The sequence below is a fragment of the Glaciecola siphonariae genome (genome assembly GCF_042652645.1).
Taxonomy (GTDB): domain Bacteria; phylum Pseudomonadota; class Gammaproteobacteria; order Enterobacterales; family Alteromonadaceae; genus Glaciecola; species Glaciecola siphonariae.
Genome location: NZ_JBHSGU010000003.1, coordinates 78,501 through 95,429, shown reverse-complemented (window position 1 = coordinate 95,429; position 16,929 = coordinate 78,501). Strand labels below are relative to the sequence as shown.

The window sequence follows — 16,929 nt, the reverse complement described above, 5'->3', positions numbered from 1 at the left end:
AGTCTATCTATTACTACTATGAAGAGAAGATATGGGAAGCGCAAAAATACAATAAGCGCGGTTTGTTAGAGAAAGCCCGTTTTGCAAACGGCATTACAAAAGAGTATTTGTATAACGAATACGGCGCCCTGACAACGGTTAACGCTATGCATGGCAATACTACCTATTTTAGCAGTCATATTGAGCTAGACGATATCGGCAACGTGTATGAAAAGAGCAGCTCCTATTACGACGGCAATGGCGGCACGCAAGCATTTGTTGAAACCTTTGAGTACACCGATGACTTGAATCGTTTAAATAAACGCACGTTAGCGATGACGCAAGGCGCATTAGCTAACAGTTTTACGCAAAACTTTGACTACGAATATGATGCAGCAGGTAACATTAAGCACAAGTCAGACAAGGGGCATTACAAATACACCCACGATGACCCGTCAAAAACAGATTTACCCAATCAGCTTGTTAGTATTCACAGCGATGCCAGCTTAAGTGAAGCCAGTAAACTTTTAAGCTTTGCCTACGATGACAACGGCAACACTTTAGCCGATGGTGAGCGTACTTTTACCTATACCCCGTTCAACAAACCCAGCCGCATTACGAAAGGCGGTAACGTGGTTAATATTACCTACGGCATAGACAGGCAAATACTGCGTAAAACCCATAAGCGTATGGAAAACGGTCAACTGGTTATTACTACCCACACTTACATTGATGGCTACGAGCGCATAGAAAAAAGCACAGGCAATCAAATAACTGAGCATAAGTTTACCGAGGCCAATGGCAACGTAGTCTTTACCTTTAGGCAAAGCACGACCTCTCAGAGCATTTCAAACAGGCGCGATGAACACTACATCATCAAAGATGTGCAGGGCTCGGTGGCAATGGTGACGGATTGGGATGCCAGTGTGGTCAGTCAATATTTATATACCCCATTTGGAGAGCAAATTCAGTTGCTTCAAAGCTCGGTGTTAGATGGCATTGCCTATCAACCCACCACCGAGCGTGGCTACACCGGACATCACGAGATGGGCAGCGTAGGCATTACCCACATGGGCGGCAGAATTTACGATGCTAGCATAGGTCGATTCTTACAAGCCGACCCCTTTGTGCAAGCACCCAACAATGCTCAAAACTACAACCGCTATAGCTATGTGATGAATAATCCCATGAGCTATACTGACCCCAGTGGGTATTTTTTCAAAGCGATAGGCAGGTTCTTTAAAGGCGCACTTAAAGCCATAGCTAACATTCCAATAATAAATTTAGCTGCTCAGGCAGCAGCGTGTTATTTTGGAGGCCCATGGGGGTGTGCAGCATATTCCGCCGCCTCAACATATTCTGTAACTGGCAGTCTCGGCGCAGCGTTTCGCTCGGCAGCGGTGACTTATGCTACCGCACAGGCCTTTGGGCAAGTGGGTAAGTCATTTGATGGCACTGGATTTTATGCCAAGAACGGGGTGGGGCATATCGGAGCCCATGCCTTAGTGGGCGGCGTAATGTCTGATTTGCAAGGAGGTAAATTTGGACACGGATTTATCAGTGCAGGGGTTAGTGCTTTAGCTGGCGGTGCATTTGGGAAAACGCCCGTCGGTAGAGTTATAGGTTCTGCTGTTGTAGGTGGTACGATTTCAAAAATTACCGGAGGCAAGTTTGCGAATGGGGCATTCACAGCCGCTTTTGCTGCCGCACTAAGAGCAGATTGGGGTACGCAAGCTGATACAAGTGCTTCCGCTCCGGGAGGCGGTTCTGGTGATTTTGATAACGCTAAAAATGAGCTGTTAAAACGAGGATTAATCACAGATGAATCAGTGAAAGATCTCGTAGACAAAACAGATACAGCAGCACTTTTACCGAGAACTATCGATGTTTCAAAGCTTACAGATGATGACTTTAAATTTGTAAGTTCATGGGATGAGGCAACAGAATTGGTCAATACAGGCGCATGGCAACATGTTGATGGAACTCACTCTGGCGGTAAAATGACAATTTATATGAGCGCAGGTAAACCTAGCTATTCCATATGGTTATCTGGCCCTGCGGCGTCTGGTTTTGGAAGGGGAGTTAAACTCACTGGTTATCAAAATATGATTGAGACTATACATCATGAGTATATGCATTATTCTGGTGTTTCGAATCATCTAGACGCCAGCAGCAGAGTGAGTTGGGGTATGCGGGTAAGAGATGATTTAGGAGATTGGATTCGTGATATGTAAGACTTTTGGGGCAGCCATGCTGTTTTTGTCTTGTTTAGCAATTGCTGACATACCGAGAGCAGATTTACCTAGAGAAATAGATAAGAGTGAATTTGAAAGATTATTCACTGTTATTAAAAACAAAGATGCACTCGGGAACGAAGAGCTTTTAATCAGCCTTAACGCTAATCAAATTATGTGTTTTCAAGGAAAAATATCAGGAAAAATCTCTTTACTCAATGTAGGGTTGGAGTCTGTATCCTCGATGAGTTTTTTCGAATTATCTCAACATCAATTGGAGCGACAGTCTTTATATATAGATTCATTAGCTGAGTCACTCAAAATATCAGCTATTTACGAGATCGTTAATTGCGATGACATGGATATTAGAGAATCGGTTATTCATGAATTAAATTGAGTAATGTTGTTCTGGTCAAGTCCAACCGGACACCTTTAAAAAGGAATTTTCGTACAACTTAGATATGACATATTTCACTGACAGACACATTGACATAAGTGAATTATCTGACTATTGCTCGACACGGTGAAAAATAGAATAAATGGTTAAATGTTATCGATATTGAAAACATTCAATAACTAGCAACGATGCTTGAGTAATTGGTGTGGTGTCAGAATTTTTATAAATGAGTGTCTGAAAAACGCAGTCAGTTTTACCGCTCACCGGCTAACAATCAAAGCTTTGTTGAGCGCTATGTGTATGACGGGCTCAACCGTTTAGAAAGCCGCACCCTTACTAGCCACTTAGGCACACTGCCAACGCCATTTAAACAGCGATTTGATTTTGAGTACGACTTAGCGGGCAATATTCGCTATAAATCTGATAAAGGCTATTACCAATATCAATCTGATAATCCGAATGTGCTGCTAAGTGTGCATAGCAACTCAGCATTCAGCGATGCCAATCGCTTACTGGAATTTAGCTACGATGATAATGGTAACGTAAAAGCCGACGGTGAGCGTATCTTTACCTACTCAGCCTTTGATAAACCCACGCGCATCCAAAAAAATAAACACCTTGTTCAAATGCGCTATGGCATAGAGCGGCAGTTGCTGAATAAGCGTCACGAGCGCATGGTAGATAATGAAAGGGTAATAACCGACCATACCTACATTGGCAACTATGAAAAGATTGTACAAAGCACCGGTGAGCAGCATACCGAGCATAAGTACCATTTAGCCAACGGCAAAGTGGTTTACACGAAGCGACAAAGCGCAGCAAACGATTATTCGCGCGAGTTTCACTATTTGCATAAAGACACACAAGGCTCGGTGGTGATGATATCAGACACCAACGCCAATATTGTGAAGCAGTCGCTGTATACACCCTTTGGTGAGCATATGAGCCTGCACAGTGATTCATTGCTCAGTGGCGTTGTTTATCAAGCGCCAACAGAGGCAGGCTATACCGGTCATCATATGATGGATAGCGTAAATATTATCCACATGGGCGGCAGAATTTACGACCCAACGCTGGGTAGGTTCATGCAGGCTGACCCTTTTGTTCAGGCGCCTAAAAACACTCAAACCTACAATCGCTATAGCTACGTGCTAAACAACCCGATGAGTTATACTGACCCAAGTGGGTTCTTTTTTAAGAAGTCTCTCTCAATGACAAAATCATCAAGTTTCTATGGTTTGCTTAATGTTTACACCCCAATAACTTCGCTATACCCGCTTTGCAAAGCCTCCCAGTTAGACTGGGCAAAGTAGTATGGTTTGTGCTTGTTATATTGCTTTATTAGTGAGCGATAAAAACGTGCAATGTTGGCTGAGCGCCAGTTGCCAACGTCCTGTAGTTTGCATTTATCAAAGTCTATAATTACCACGTTTTTGTTGTGTTGAATCAGCACGTTTTTAACGTTTATGTCGTCGTGACGTACATTTAATTGATGCAGGCGCGCTAGGGTTTTGCCGATATCTACCCAAATTTGTTCATCAACTTCATGCAGTTTGAGCATCTCATGAAGCTCCTGTGCGTCGGGGATAACTTCGGTAATGATATCTGCCCTATACGCAAGCCCATTGCGGCTGATTCTTGCGGCAATGGGCCGAGGAACTGCAACGTTGTGATAGTTTAAGAAGTCAAGAATTTGAAGTTCCTGAAAGCCACGGGTCCTGAACATGCCGGTGTATAAAAACCGGTCGTGATTAACGGCGCCCATCAGGCCGCCTCGATGATAATGCCGAAGCGCTAACTCGCGATCTTGATGTTTGAAAAAATATACTTTGCCCCGTCCTTGCGCGGTCTTGGTGACTGCGTTTTTACCCTCTAGGTAGTCGAGGTCGAAGTGCTTTAGCCCAAGGTTTAAAGACTGACCAAGTTCGGTACGTAATAAACTCACATTATTCGGTGCGGTTTGTACGTCAATGCTCATGGATGGGTTCCTGTGGATGAAAAACCTGATATTTGCTTTTGGTTTGGGTAACATAGCAAAAAATCAAGTGTAGCGCTTCATGGAATCTCAGTGAGTCAGCCATTTAAACTCTGTATTTTACGACTATCTGCCATTGGTGATGTGTGTCATGCGGCGGCGATGGTAAATGCAATTTTGCAGCACCAAGCTAATACTGAAATTACATGGGTAATTGGCAAAATTGAATACGCCCTGCTCAAGGGCATGCAAAACGTTAACTTTGTGGTGTACGACAAAAAGGGCGGAAAACAAGCCAAGCAGGCGGTGGTTGATGCACTAGGCGAGGTCACTTTTGATGCGCTTTTTGTGATGCAGGTAGCGCTCAGAGCAAATCTTTTATCGCGGATAATTAAAGCAAAACGCCGAATTGGCTTTGATTGGGCCAGAAGTAAAGAAGGGCATTATCTTTTTACCAATGAGCGGATAAAACCTCAAGAGCATGCACACGTGCTGGAGGGATTTATGGGCTTTGCTCACGCCATTGGGGTGCCAGAGTCTCAATCTGCATTGCCATGCTGGAATATTCCCATTGACGAAACCGATAGCGCCTGGGCCGAGCATACTTTAGCTGAATATGGCCGTTTTGCTGTGATTAGCCCTGCTGCGTCTAAGGCTGAGCGTAACTGGTTACCGCAGCGCTATGCTAAAGTGGCAGAGTATTTACATTCAAAAGGTATGAATGTAGTGCTTTGCGGCGGGCCGGGGCCGCTCGACGTCGCACTCAGAGATGAAATTACTCGTTCAACCGACGCCATCGCGCTTGATTTAGTCGGAAAAACAACGTTAAAACAAATGCTTGCAGTTTTAGATAAGGCCGCGCTCGTAATCGCACCTGATACCGGGCCGGCGCATATGGCTACTACGCAGGGCACGCCAGTGGTCGGGCTGTATGCACACTCAAATCCACGTAGAACCGGACCGTATTTATCTCAAGACTTTACCGCATCGGTATATGATGAATGTATATTGCAGCAAACCGGTAAGCAATGGGAACAACTGCCTTGGGGGCGGCGTGCCAAAGGCGACTCGCTTATGGCAAACATTTCCCTAGAGCAAGTAATCGCTCGTATTGATGCAGCGCTTGGCGCCTCAACATAAAGCCTTAATACGTGTAAAACACCACTGCCAAGCGCTGTTTACAAATCTGCATTTTACGCTGTGGATGTTAAATAAGTATTTTGTCCTAAACGTTTGCACCTCGGTATTTGTCGGCTAGAATTCACACCACAATTTTTATTTGATTCAGCAGCATTAGCGCTGCTTTTTTACTCCAAAGGATGTATGTAATGTCGCAGGCATTTGTAGACCATTTGAACGCTCAACTTAATGAAGCCCGCGAGCAAGGTTTGTATAAAACCGAGCGGGTAATCACATCACAACAGTATGCAGATATTGACGTTGAGCCAGGCGATAGGGTGCTGAACTTCTGCGCGAACAACTATTTGGGCTTGGCAAATCATCCAAACTTAATAAAGGCGGCTAAAGAGGGCTTAGACAGCCATGGCTTTGGGGTGGCTTCTGTGCGCTTTATCTGCGGCACGCAAGATATTCACAAAGAGCTTGAGTCTAAAATTAGTTCATTTTTAGGGATGGAAGACACTATTTTATATCCCTCTTGTTTTGATGCAAACGGTGGCTTGTTCGAAACTATTTTGTCATCAGAAGACGCGGTCATTTCAGATTCACTTAACCACGCCAGTATTATTGACGGCGTTCGTTTGTCAAAGGCGAAGCGCTATCGCTATGAAAGTAACAACATGGAAGCCCTTGAAGCGCAGCTCAAACAGGCCTGTGCAGATGGCGCTCGATTTAAACTGATTGCAACCGACGGCGTATTTTCGATGGATGGCGTGATTGCCAACCTAAAAGGCGTGTGTGACTTAGCTGATAAGTATGATGCCATGGTAATGGTAGACGACTGTCACGCCACGGGCTTTGTAGGGGAGCAAGGCAGGGGGTCGCATGAATACTGCGATGTTATGGGGCGTATTGATATTATAACCGGCACCCTCGGAAAGGCCCTTGGCGGCGCATCTGGTGGCTATACATCAGGTAAAAAAGCGGTGATTGACTGGCTTCGTCAGCGCTCGCGTCCGTATTTGTTTTCAAACTCTGTTGCGCCGCCTATTGTGGCAGCCTCATTAAAAGTATTCGAAATGATGGCAGACGGGCAAGCCCTTCGCGATCAGCTAAAAGCGAACGCTGCGCATTTCAGAACGCGCATGGAAGCCGCCGGCTTTACGCTGTCAGGTAAAGACCATGCAATCATTCCTGTAATGCTGGGCGACGCACGAGTGGCAAGCGAAATGGCTGACAAGATGTTAGTTAAAGGCATTTACGTTGTAGGATTCTCGTATCCAGTTGTGCCCAAAGGTAAGGCTCGTATTCGCACGCAAATGTCGGCGGCGCATACCATTGAGCAAATCGACCGCGCGGTTGATGCCTTTATTGAGGTAGGTACCGAAATGGGCGTGATACAAGGAGGCGCAGCATGAAATCATTGGCCAAACAACTTCCCAAACCGGGTATGTGGATGGTCGACAATCCCATGCCTGAAATGGGGCACAATGACTTATTGATCAAAATTCGTAAAACCGCGATTTGCGGGACTGACATGCACATTTATAACTGGGATGAGTGGTCGCAAAACACTATTCCTGTGCCCATGATTGTTGGACACGAGTACGTGGGCGAAGTGGTCGACATCGGCAGTGAAGTCGTGGGTTTTAAAAAGGGCGACCGTGTTAGCGGTGAGGGCCATATTACCTGCGGTCACTGCAGAAACTGTCGTGCAGGTCGGCGTCATTTATGCCGCAATACAACCGGCGTGGGAGTGAATCGACAGGGCGCTTTTGCTGAATACTTAGTCATCCCCGCGTTTAATGCGTTCAAAATACCAGCCAATATAAGCGACGATATGGCCGCTATTTTTGACCCTTTCGGCAATGCTGTTCATACCGCACTGTCGTTTGACCTAGTGGGTGAAGATGTACTCGTTACCGGAGCAGGACCAATCGGTATAATGGCCGCGGCGGTAGCTCGGCACGTGGGCGCACGCCATGTGGTGATTACCGACGTCAACGAATATCGCTTGGAACTGGCGAGAAAAATGGGCGTATCTAGGGCGATTAACGTACAAACGACATCGCTAAAAGAGGTCATGTCAGATTTAGGTATGACCGAGGGCTTTGACATTGGCCTTGAGATGTCAGGCGTGCCATCAGCATTCAGAGATATGCTCGATAAAATGAACCACGGTGGAAAAATCGCTATGTTGGGTATTCCGCCGCAAGATGTATCGATTGATTGGAATAAGGTCATTTTTAAAGGACTCACCATCAAAGGTATTTACGGGCGAGAAATGTTTGAGACGTGGTACAAAATGGTAAGCCTGCTTCAGAGCGGCCTAGATTTACGTCCAATTATCACTCATCAAATGCCGGTAGACGATTTTCAAAGCGGTTTTGAAATCATGGGCTCGGGGCAGTCAGGAAAGGTCATTTTAGATTGGAATAGCGTAGTCGCTTAGCCGGTCAACACTCGCATTTATATTTACACACAAGGTTTCAAATGGAGCAGTTTCAGCATATATCGCCAGCAGATACAAAGACCCGACTGGATAATAATGAGATTAAGGTCGTGGATATTCGTGATGAACAGTCGTTTGCGCTCGGGCGTATTCCGGGCGCATATCATCTCACCAATGCCAGCATGACAAAGTTTGTGCAAGACAGCGACGTAAATGTCCCTGTAGTGGTGTGTTGTTATCATGGCATTAGCTCACAGCAGGCTGCGCAGTACATCATCCACCAAGGGTTTAAAGAGGTCTACAGCATGGATGGTGGCTTTGAAGCGTGGCGCGCGAACTACCCTTTTGATTCAGGTGAGGAAAAGTAACCTTTGAGTGATTTCACGCCCTTTATACGCTTTGGTCAGGAGCGCGCAGCGCAGCTATTGGCGGCCTATCTGCGTGAGCAAGGAATTGCGTGTAAAGTTGACCCCATTGAAGATAATGGCAATGAGGCATTTCAGCTAAGTATTCGTGATATTGCGCAAAAAGATGCTGCTATGAGCATAGCCCAAGACTTTTTGGCCAATCCAAACGCGCCCAAGTTTCAAGACGCGGCATGGCACACCGGCGAGGTTTCTAGCAGTCAGCAAAGCATGTTAGGGACAGGCACTATGCCGAGCTTAAAGGATGCCGCAAAAGCGCCGTTTACCATGCTCATTATTTTACTGTGCGCCGGCGTTTATCTAGGTGGTTTGCTTGGATATTTTGAGGTGATTTTTAACGCTTTGCGCATTGAGTACTTTGATCAACTTGCGAGTAATCATCAGTGGTGGCGCTTGTTTGGGCCGAATTTTTTGCATTTTTCAGCCACTCACATCATTTTTAATCTAATTTGGTGGTGGATATTTGGCAGTCAGCTTGAACGTGTGTTCGGCACTTTTTGGCTGGTGGTGTTGTTTGTGGTGTCGAGCCTATTTGCCAATATCGCACAGCTACTCGTAAGCGGTCCAAACTTTGGTGGTATGTCGGGTGTTGTGTATGCACTGTTTGGCTTTGTATGGTGGACCGGCTGGTTACGCCCTCGTTGGGGTATTAGCATCCCCAACGGCTTTGTGGTGTTTTTATTAGTGTGGCTTGCGATTGGTTACAGTGGTGTATTGTTTGTGGATATGGCTAATGAGGCGCACGCGTTTGGCCTAATTTCTGGCTGTTTGTTGGCCCTATCGCTGCATTTGTCTCTGCCAAAAAGCAAGGCGACCTAGCGCTTTAGCCACCTTGGCGAAGGTATTTGGTAAAAATGATGTCTTTAACCGTTTCATCGCCCGCCTCTTTTGACATTATGTCTCGAAAACGCTTCAAGATAAGTCGACGCATTTCTTCGCGGCCTGTCAACGAGCGAATTTTTTGCTCAGGCTGTGCACCAATAATTTCTATCGCCGTTGCTCTTAACAGCGGCAAATGATGCTCAAGTTCGGGGATCAGTGCCGGGTTGTCTAGCATCATCTCTATGGTAATACGCAAAAAACCCAAGCGTTCACCGTTGTCGCCCGCATAATTGGTCACAATGTCAGGCTCTATGGCAACATAGGCAACACCAGAAACGGCATTTGCTCCGTCATCTTGCGCATCTGCGTATGAGCTAAACAAGAAGCTCATCCCAAGCACCGTCATGTATATTAAGCACCAGCGCTTGGCGTTATGCCATGTATTTGCCATGATGTGTAAGTCCTTAAACAATAAAGTTAAAATTTTATAAGCGAGCATAGGGATGTGTTTTTCGCTATGTTAGACTTAAGTTATCGGTTCATAACGAGAAATCTTCACCTTTGTTAGTCAATTCTCTTTATCCATTTGGTCTTGCCGTGCGGTGGGCAAAAGCGGAATCATTTGTCTCGCTACCTGCCAACATGAAAGACTGGTTGCTCGATACAGGCTCGCTAACTGAGCGTCTTCAAGGCTTGTGCACTAGCTTCAATGTTGAGTTACTGGGTCAGTCGGTACTCCCGTTATCGGCTGCAGAAAAGAGCATACTCTCGCGCGCCTGCCATCACGCAGAGCAACAAACATGGCAAATAAGAGAGGTAATTCTCTTTGGTGATGGCGTGCCTTGGGTATTTGCACGCTCCGCCCTGCCTGACGCCATGTGCCAGTCATCTCTGGCTAACATTGGCACCCAGCCGTTAGGTCAGCGCATCTTCAACGACCCGCAATTTGTGCGCAGTGACTTTGAAATTGGTCAGCTTGAGGAGCATCCTCTCAGCCATCGCTCTTTTGCTGCATCTACGTCTCATCAACAGCGCTGGGCAAGACGCTCGGTATTTAGCAGCGGCGATGACACCGTGTTGGTTGCCGAAGCTTTTCTGCCCGACTGTCCTTGCTACGAAGGTGCATCGTGATAGCCTTATCTTGGAAAAACCGCCGCGCCTATTGGCAGCTCATGCGCATGGATAAGCCAATTGGTATTTACTTATTACTTTGGCCTACAGTATGGGCATTACTGTTAAGTGCAAATGGCTTACCGCAGTGGCATATAACGCTGGTGTTTATATTAGGCGTGGTGTTAATGCGCAGCGCCGGGTGCGTTATCAATGATTACGCCGACCGGCATGTAGACGGCGCGGTAACACGCACAAAACATCGTCCTTTAGCCAGCGGACAGGCCACCGAAAAAGAAGCAAAACAGCTATTTGGTCTCTTGGTTTTACTCTCTTTTTTGTTAGTGCTGAGCTTAAATTGGCAAACTATCGCGCTATCGCTTGTCGCGGTGGCGCTTGCGAGCCTTTATCCATTTATGAAGCGCTACACCCATTTGCCTCAAGTTGTATTGGGCCTAGCGTTTAGCTGGTCGATGCCCATGGCGGCGATGGCGATACTTGGCAGTATTCCATATTGGATATGGCTGCTGTATGCCGCAAATGTGTGCTGGACGGTTGCTTACGATACTCAATATGCCATGGTCGACCGTAAAGACGACTTGAAAGTAGGCATTAAATCTACCGCCATATTGTTTGGCAAGTACGATCTTATCGTAATTGCTGCACTGCAGGCACTTACGGTCGTGCTGCTAGCCGCAGTGTTTGATATTTTAGAGCTCAATATGCTGGCATATTTGGGCTTGAACGTCGCGGCTGTGTTATTCGCGCTCCAACATGTAAAAACTCGTGGAAGAGAAGAAGCGAAATGCTTCGCCGCGTTTTTAAACAATCATTGGGTGGGTTTGGCAGTGGCCTGCGGCATCGTTGCGGCGTTATTGCCGAATTGATGCCGAATTGATGCCGCATTGACGCCAATCTTTCAATTTTAAGAAGAGCGCTTAAGATTCTTCAGACTTACCTTCAAGCTCATCTAGACGAGCCTCTAGCGCCTCAAGCTTTTCACGCGTGCGTATTAAGACTTGGCTTTGAATATCAAACTCCTCTCGGCTCACAAAGTCTAGCTTACTCAATTGAGCTTGTAGCACTTGCTTGATGCGGCCTTCCGCCTCATCTGCCATATTCTTTACGCCCGGTGGAATGGCGGCTGAAATATTCTTTGCGATTTCTTCTAACTTTTTAGGATCTAGCATAGGTGCTCCTACTCAATAGCTTTTGCTGTTACTTATTGTAGTCGTAAGTGGTCGATAATGCAGTCTCTATTGCCTTTCTTTTGCTATAATCTGCGCTTGATTTTGCATAACCCAAAGTAATCTTACGCCATGCGCTTAAATCCGGCTCAACAATCTGCTGTTGAATATGTATCAGGTCCGTGCCTCGTGTTAGCGGGTGCAGGAAGCGGTAAGACGCGCGTGATCACCAATAAAATAGCTCACCTTGTGAATAACTGCGGGTATAAGCCTGAGCACATCGCTGCGGTAACCTTTACTAACAAAGCCGCCCGCGAGATGAAAGAGCGCGTCGCGCAAACACTCGGAAAAAAGGCGTCGAGGGGTCTAAAAGTTTCGACCTTTCATACGCTGGGTTTAAATATCATTAAAAAGCACGTGACCACTCTCGGTTACAAAGCGGGCTTTTCGTTGTTTGACGACAAAGACACTTTAGCGCTGCTTGGTGACCTCACCGAAGACGATTACGAACGCGATAAAGACGCTCTAAGCGCCTTGTTAAATCGGATATCGGCGTGGAAAAACGAATTGGTACTGCCAGAGGGCGCGATAAAACATGCACAAGACGAGCATATTAAGCAGCAAGCCCTATATTACCAAGAGTATGCGAGGCATTTGCGAGCCTACAACGCCCTTGATTTTGACGATTTAATTCTGCTACCTACCTTACTGTTTCTTAATCATCAAAATATTCTTGAAACATGGCGAGGTAAAATTCGGTATTTGCTGGTAGACGAATATCAAGACACCAATACCAGTCAGTATCAGCTAGTAAAGCTCTTAGTAGGTGAGCGCGCGCGATTTACCGTGGTAGGAGATGACGATCAGTCGATTTATTCATGGCGCGGCGCTCAGCCAAAAAATTTACTACTGTTGCAAAAAGATTTTCCGAGCCTAAAGCTGGTGAAACTAGAGCAAAACTATCGCTCCTCAGGGCGCATTTTGCATGCGGCCAATATATTGATTCAAAATAATCCGCATGTATTTGATAAGCGCCTCTTCTCTGAATTGCATTATGGCGAGAGCCTAAAAGTGTTAGTGGCAAAAAACGATGAGCACGAGGCAGAAAAGGTCATAGCTGAAATGCTTGCGCATCGCTTTATGGAAGATACGCAGTACAAGCAGTACGCTATTTTGTATCGCGGCAATCATCAGTCGCGGGTATTTGAAAAAGTCCTAATGAAAAATCGTATCCCTTACAAAATAAGCGGCGGTACATCGTTTTTTGGGCGTGCTGAAATTAAAGACATCATGTCATACCTAAGGTTGTTGACCAATCACAGTGATGACAACGCTTTGCTGCGCATCGTCAATACCCCTCATCGAGGCATTGGACGGGCAACCTTGGCTAAATTAGGTGAGTTTGCCAATGGACAGGGATGCTGCTTGTTTGATGCGATGTGCCATAAAGGCTTGAGTACGGTACTACCCACCGCAAGCTATCAGAGTATTTCTGAGTTTGTGCGACTTTTGGTTGAAACCGAAGACAATATGACGCGCGGCGACGCTGTGGCGGTGCTCAGAGACTTTATTAAAAAGCTCGGCTTTGAAGAATGGCTGTATGCACAGAGTAATAATCCCAAAGCGGCTGAGATGGCGATGGCAAACGTATCTACCTTGTTTGGCTGGGTTAAAGACATGCTAAGCGGAGATGCTCTACAGCCCGCAATGACATTGCCAGAGATTGTTCAACGCTTAACCTTGCGAGATATGATGGAGCGAGGTGAGGACGATGATGAAGCCGACCAAGTCCAGCTAATGACACTGCATGCATCTAAGGGCTTAGAATTTCCTTATGTGTTTATGGTTGGTATGGAGGAGGGCCTACTGCCTCATCAAAGCAGTATTGACGAAGAAAATATCGAAGAGGAGCGCCGCCTAGCCTATGTAGGCATCACTCGCGCTCAAGAACGCTTGTTCTTTACCATCGCGAGGGAGCGTCGACAAATGGGTGAGCTCATTGAGCCTGAACCCAGCCGCTTCTTATACGAATTGCCGCATGATGACGTTGAGTGGGAGTGGCAAAAGAAAAAGGATTCCGACGAGGTCAGAAAAACCAAGGCTGAGAAGGGCATTGCAAACCTTAAAAACTTGTTTGCAGACGATTAAGGTAGCTTGTTCAAACTGCTCGATTGGACAATTACACCGCGGTAGCTTTGCCCATTAGCGCGCCTTGGGCATAATGACAGCCAATAAAGTGTAGCTCCTCTTTTGTGCCCATGTCGTTTACGCCATCTCCGATTACCTCAATGCCGTTGTTATTGGCAATCAAGATAATGGACTCTACAAGTTTGTGGTACTTGTCTGACATTCCAATTGTATTGATCAAATTTTCATTTAATTTAATAAAATCAAAGTCATATTTAAATAAATACGCAAGAGAGGCGGTTTCGCTGCCAAAGTTATCAAGTACTAATGTAACGCCCATTTTGTGCAGGCTATCGAGAATATTGGGCAGATACTTATTGAATTTACCCAACGACTGCTCTGATAATTCAATCACGAGACACTCACTCTCAATCTCAGACCACTCAATGAGCTGAACAAGATTTTCTAACGACTTCTTATGCAAAAGATGTTCAATAGATAAGCTTAAGCCTATTTTCATTTTGCGCATATCAGGGTCTAAACGCCATTTATGTAGCTGCTTAAACGTAAAATCCATCAGCTGTTGATTAACGCTATAAGTGAGACCACACTGGTCGGCTAAATTCCAAAAAGTAGCGTCTTTAACTAAGCCCTTATGTGGAGAATGCCAGCGCATAGTGCTTTCATAATACAATACTTCATCGTTTTGCAGGTTCACAATGGGCTGCAAAAAGCACTGAAATTCGCCGCGCTTAAAGGCCCGTCGAAATTCAGTCTCCTGCTCTATTTCTTCTACTAACTGATTGCGCATGCTCACGTCGAACAGCACAAAGCGATTACGCCCGAGATTTTTTGCCTGATACATTGCGGCGTCCGCATCACGCAGGGCATCATCAGCGCCGTTGTAATATTCAGACAGTTCAGCAATGCCGACGCTCGCGCCTGAAAACACCTCTTTATTTTCAATTTTGAACGGGGCGCTGATGCTATCGACGATACGCTGGGCAACCATCTCAACATCGCGAATGTTAGTAAAACTATCGACCAATATGACAAACTCGTCGCCGCCTAGCCTTGCGAGCAAATCGTGACTGCGTTTACAAATGCTTATACGCCGAGCTACCTCAATCAAAAATTCATCGCCAGCATGATGCCCTAAGGTATCGTTGATGTTTTTAAAGCGGTCTAGGTCAATAAACAACAGCGCATAGTTGTGCGCCGAATGCCTTTTTTTACTAGAAATAGCAAGCTCGAGGCGATTGTTGAACATCACCCGATTAGGCAGGTTTGTTAGTGCGTCGTGATGCGCGTCGTGTATGAGCTTAAGTTCTATTTCTTTACGCTGCTCAATTTGGCGCTTTAACGAGTCGTTGGTCAGATTAAGCTCTGCGGTACGCTCTTTTACCTTATCGGTAAGCTGTTTGTTGTATTCTTTTAAATTTTGAGCGCTTCGTCTGCGGCCAATAGCCACTGCTATGTGCTGCGATACAAAGCGCAGAATGTTTAGGTCTTCGTCGTCGTAGTCGTCGCTGGCGCCGTAGGTTTGTACCGCGATTACGCCCTCAACTACGCCGTCAAGCATCAGAGGCGCGCCCATCCAGCAGTTACCACTTACGCGCATTGCTTTGGCAACGCCTTCTTCAAGTTTGTTGTCTAATGTGAGTTCATTAACTTTGTTGGCGTCAATTAGGCAGGCTTCAGCGCGCTCAATCACGTATTCAGTTAAGCCTTTGCCCATTTTACGCGTGCCAGAGGAATCACTGCTTTTTCCCACAAAGTACGGAAAGCTGAGAGAAGATTTTTCACGGTCAGTTAGGGCAATATAACAATTCGGTGCTTTGATAAGGCGCTGCAGAATTTTATGGATACGCCCGTAAAAGGTCATGATATCAATGCCGGTGGAGGCCGATAACTCCGAAATTTCAAACAAAGCATTTTGTAGCGCTTCCATGCGTTTACGTTCGGCAATTTGAGCCTCGAGCACTTTGTTAGCATCGCTAAGTTGGCGCGTCCGTTCTTGAATTAGCATTTCTGTTAGCTCGCGATGTTTAACGCGGTCTACTGTGGTAACTATGTGCTGGGAGATAAAAACAAGAATTTCTAAGTCGTCGTCACTATAGCGCACATTGTCGTGATAGCTTTGTACGACCATTGCTCCTATAACATCACCGTCTCGCTTCAGCGGCACGCCTATAAGGTCTACAGGAGGGGTGCCAAGCACCTCAAATCCATGTTCGCGCACAAGGTCCTGGTAGTTTTCTTTGGTCATAACCAAGTTGTCGCCACTACGCAGTATATGGGCTGTTATGCCGTTTTTAATCTTCTCATAAGAGATAGACTGCATGGTGTCTTCGTCGCGCTCATCTACAAAATAAGCAAACTGAATACGCTCATCCTGCTTTTCATGAAAGGCAACAAAAAAGTTGTCGGCGGTCATAAAGTCGCGAACAACATTGTGAACAGATAAATAGAGGGAGTCTAAATTAACGGCAGAGCTAGACAGCTCGCTAATACGATAGAGGGCTTTTTGGATTCTTTCCGAGCGTTTATAACGTTCAGTTAAACTTTGAAGCTCCGGCACAATGGCTCGGAGCTCCGTTTCGCTTAGTTCACCAACAACTTCTTGTCTTTGCATGGACAACTTATACTCTAAAGTTGGCGATCAAAGGTCAAGTCTAGTCCGTTAAACGCCTTCAATCATGTATTCGATGGCTGATTTGATATCGTCTTCGCTGCAGTCACCGCATGTTCCCATGGCAGGCATAGCACCGATGCCGTTAACTGCGTTTTTCCAGACTTGGTCAAATCCTTTTTCATCGAGACGTGGCTGCCAATCAGCCGCCACCTGCGTTTTAGGTGCGCCTAACACACCTACAGCGTGACATGCTGTGCAAGCAGCCTGATAAATGTCTTTGCCAGAGCGTGGTCCGGCGGGTGCAGCGGTGGCATCTACAGCGCCCGCTACTTTAACCTTACCTACCGGCATAATGCGTTCTTTTATTTCTTCTTCGCTCATTGTTTGAGCGATTGCACCGCTTAAGAAAAATCCGGTGAGTACTAATGTTAAAAATGCTTTTACTTTCACAAAGGTCTCCTGCAAAC

General features: G+C 46.0%; 16 protein-coding genes. 11 read left to right on the top strand and 5 right to left on the bottom strand.

What is annotated here, in order from left to right:
• The 3 genes from ACFO4O_RS11030 to ACFO4O_RS11020 all read left to right on the top strand — a co-directional run.
• The coding region (locus tag ACFO4O_RS11030) for an RHS repeat domain-containing protein (protein WP_382408476.1) at positions 1-2,213 on the top strand (2,213 nt) is incomplete at its 5' end.
• A complete protein-coding gene (locus tag ACFO4O_RS11025) occupies positions 2,203-2,610 on the top strand; it encodes a hypothetical protein (RefSeq protein WP_382408474.1) in 408 nt (135 codons plus the stop codon). The genes ACFO4O_RS11030 and ACFO4O_RS11025, both read left to right, overlap by 11 nt.
• 230 nt (positions 2,611-2,840) lie before the next feature.
• Positions 2,841-3,923 (top strand): RHS repeat domain-containing protein, encoded by a 1,083-nt coding sequence (locus ACFO4O_RS11020; RefSeq protein WP_382408472.1) that lies wholly within the window; start codon positions 2,841-2,843, stop codon positions 3,921-3,923.
• On the opposite strand, the gene ACFO4O_RS11015 is transcribed toward ACFO4O_RS11020, so the two are convergent.
• Positions 3,860-4,588, bottom strand: a complete 729-nt coding sequence (locus ACFO4O_RS11015; RefSeq protein ID WP_382408470.1) for a 3-deoxy-D-manno-octulosonic acid kinase — start codon at positions 4,586-4,588, stop codon at positions 3,860-3,862. The genes ACFO4O_RS11020 and ACFO4O_RS11015 overlap by 64 nt on opposite strands.
• Before the next feature lie 90 nt (positions 4,589-4,678).
• On the opposite strand from ACFO4O_RS11015, the gene ACFO4O_RS11010 reads away from it, so the two are divergent.
• The 5 genes from ACFO4O_RS11010 (at position 4,679) to glpG (ending at position 9,400) form a co-directional block, all read left to right on the top strand.
• Positions 4,679-5,725 (top strand): glycosyltransferase family 9 protein, encoded by a 1,047-nt coding sequence (locus ACFO4O_RS11010; RefSeq protein ID WP_382408468.1) that lies wholly within the window; start codon positions 4,679-4,681, stop codon positions 5,723-5,725.
• Positions 5,726-5,913: 188 nt separating this feature from the next.
• Positions 5,914-7,122: a glycine C-acetyltransferase gene (gene kbl, locus ACFO4O_RS11005; protein WP_382408467.1), complete on the top strand. Its 1,209-nt coding sequence runs from the start codon at positions 5,914-5,916 to the stop codon at positions 7,120-7,122.
• Positions 7,119-8,156, top strand: coding sequence for an L-threonine 3-dehydrogenase (gene tdh / locus ACFO4O_RS11000; protein WP_382408465.1), 1,038 nt, complete (start codon positions 7,119-7,121; stop codon positions 8,154-8,156). Before kbl ends, tdh begins: the two co-directional genes overlap by 4 nt.
• Before the next feature lie 41 nt (positions 8,157-8,197).
• Entirely contained in the window at positions 8,198-8,524 is a 327-nt protein-coding gene (glpE, locus tag ACFO4O_RS10995) for a thiosulfate sulfurtransferase GlpE (RefSeq protein ID WP_382408463.1), read from the top strand.
• Between the two features lie 3 nt (positions 8,525-8,527).
• A complete protein-coding gene (glpG, locus tag ACFO4O_RS10990; RefSeq protein WP_382408461.1) occupies positions 8,528-9,400 on the top strand; it encodes a rhomboid family intramembrane serine protease GlpG in 873 nt (290 codons plus the stop codon).
• Positions 9,401-9,404: 4 nt separating this feature from the next.
• Here the strand turns inward: glpG and ACFO4O_RS10985 are convergent, their stop codons facing one another.
• Positions 9,405-9,854: a flagellar basal body-associated FliL family protein gene (locus tag ACFO4O_RS10985; RefSeq protein ID WP_382408459.1), complete on the bottom strand. Its 450-nt coding sequence runs from the start codon at positions 9,852-9,854 to the stop codon at positions 9,405-9,407.
• Between the two features lie 110 nt (positions 9,855-9,964).
• On the opposite strand from ACFO4O_RS10985, the gene ACFO4O_RS10980 reads away from it, so the two are divergent.
• Both ACFO4O_RS10980 and ubiA read left to right on the top strand, forming a co-directional pair.
• Positions 9,965-10,534, top strand: a complete 570-nt coding sequence (locus ACFO4O_RS10980; RefSeq protein WP_382408457.1) for a chorismate--pyruvate lyase family protein — start codon at positions 9,965-9,967, stop codon at positions 10,532-10,534.
• Positions 10,531-11,400 (top strand): 4-hydroxybenzoate octaprenyltransferase, encoded by an 870-nt coding sequence (gene ubiA, locus ACFO4O_RS10975; protein ID WP_382408455.1) that lies wholly within the window; start codon positions 10,531-10,533, stop codon positions 11,398-11,400. Before ACFO4O_RS10980 ends, ubiA begins: the two co-directional genes overlap by 4 nt.
• Positions 11,401-11,451: 51 nt before the next feature.
• Here ubiA and ubiK read toward each other — a convergent pair whose 3' ends face one another.
• On the bottom strand, positions 11,452-11,703 hold the full coding sequence (gene ubiK, locus ACFO4O_RS10970) for a ubiquinone biosynthesis accessory factor UbiK (RefSeq protein WP_382408453.1): 252 nt from the start codon (positions 11,701-11,703) through the stop codon (positions 11,452-11,454).
• Positions 11,704-11,832: 129 nt separating this feature from the next.
• On the opposite strand from ubiK, the gene rep reads away from it, so the two are divergent.
• Positions 11,833-13,848, top strand: coding sequence for a DNA helicase Rep (gene rep, locus ACFO4O_RS10965; RefSeq protein WP_382408451.1), 2,016 nt, complete (start codon positions 11,833-11,835; stop codon positions 13,846-13,848).
• A gap of 31 nt (positions 13,849-13,879) precedes the next feature.
• Here the strand turns inward: rep and ACFO4O_RS10960 are convergent, their stop codons facing one another.
• Together ACFO4O_RS10960 and ACFO4O_RS10955 are read right to left on the bottom strand one after the other, a co-directional pair.
• Positions 13,880-16,462: a sensor domain-containing phosphodiesterase gene (locus ACFO4O_RS10960; protein ID WP_382408449.1), complete on the bottom strand. Its 2,583-nt coding sequence runs from the start codon at positions 16,460-16,462 to the stop codon at positions 13,880-13,882.
• A gap of 48 nt (positions 16,463-16,510) precedes the next feature.
• Positions 16,511-16,912, bottom strand: coding sequence for a c-type cytochrome (locus ACFO4O_RS10955; RefSeq protein ID WP_382408447.1), 402 nt, complete (start codon positions 16,910-16,912; stop codon positions 16,511-16,513).
• Between the last annotated feature and the right edge of the window lie 17 nt (positions 16,913-16,929).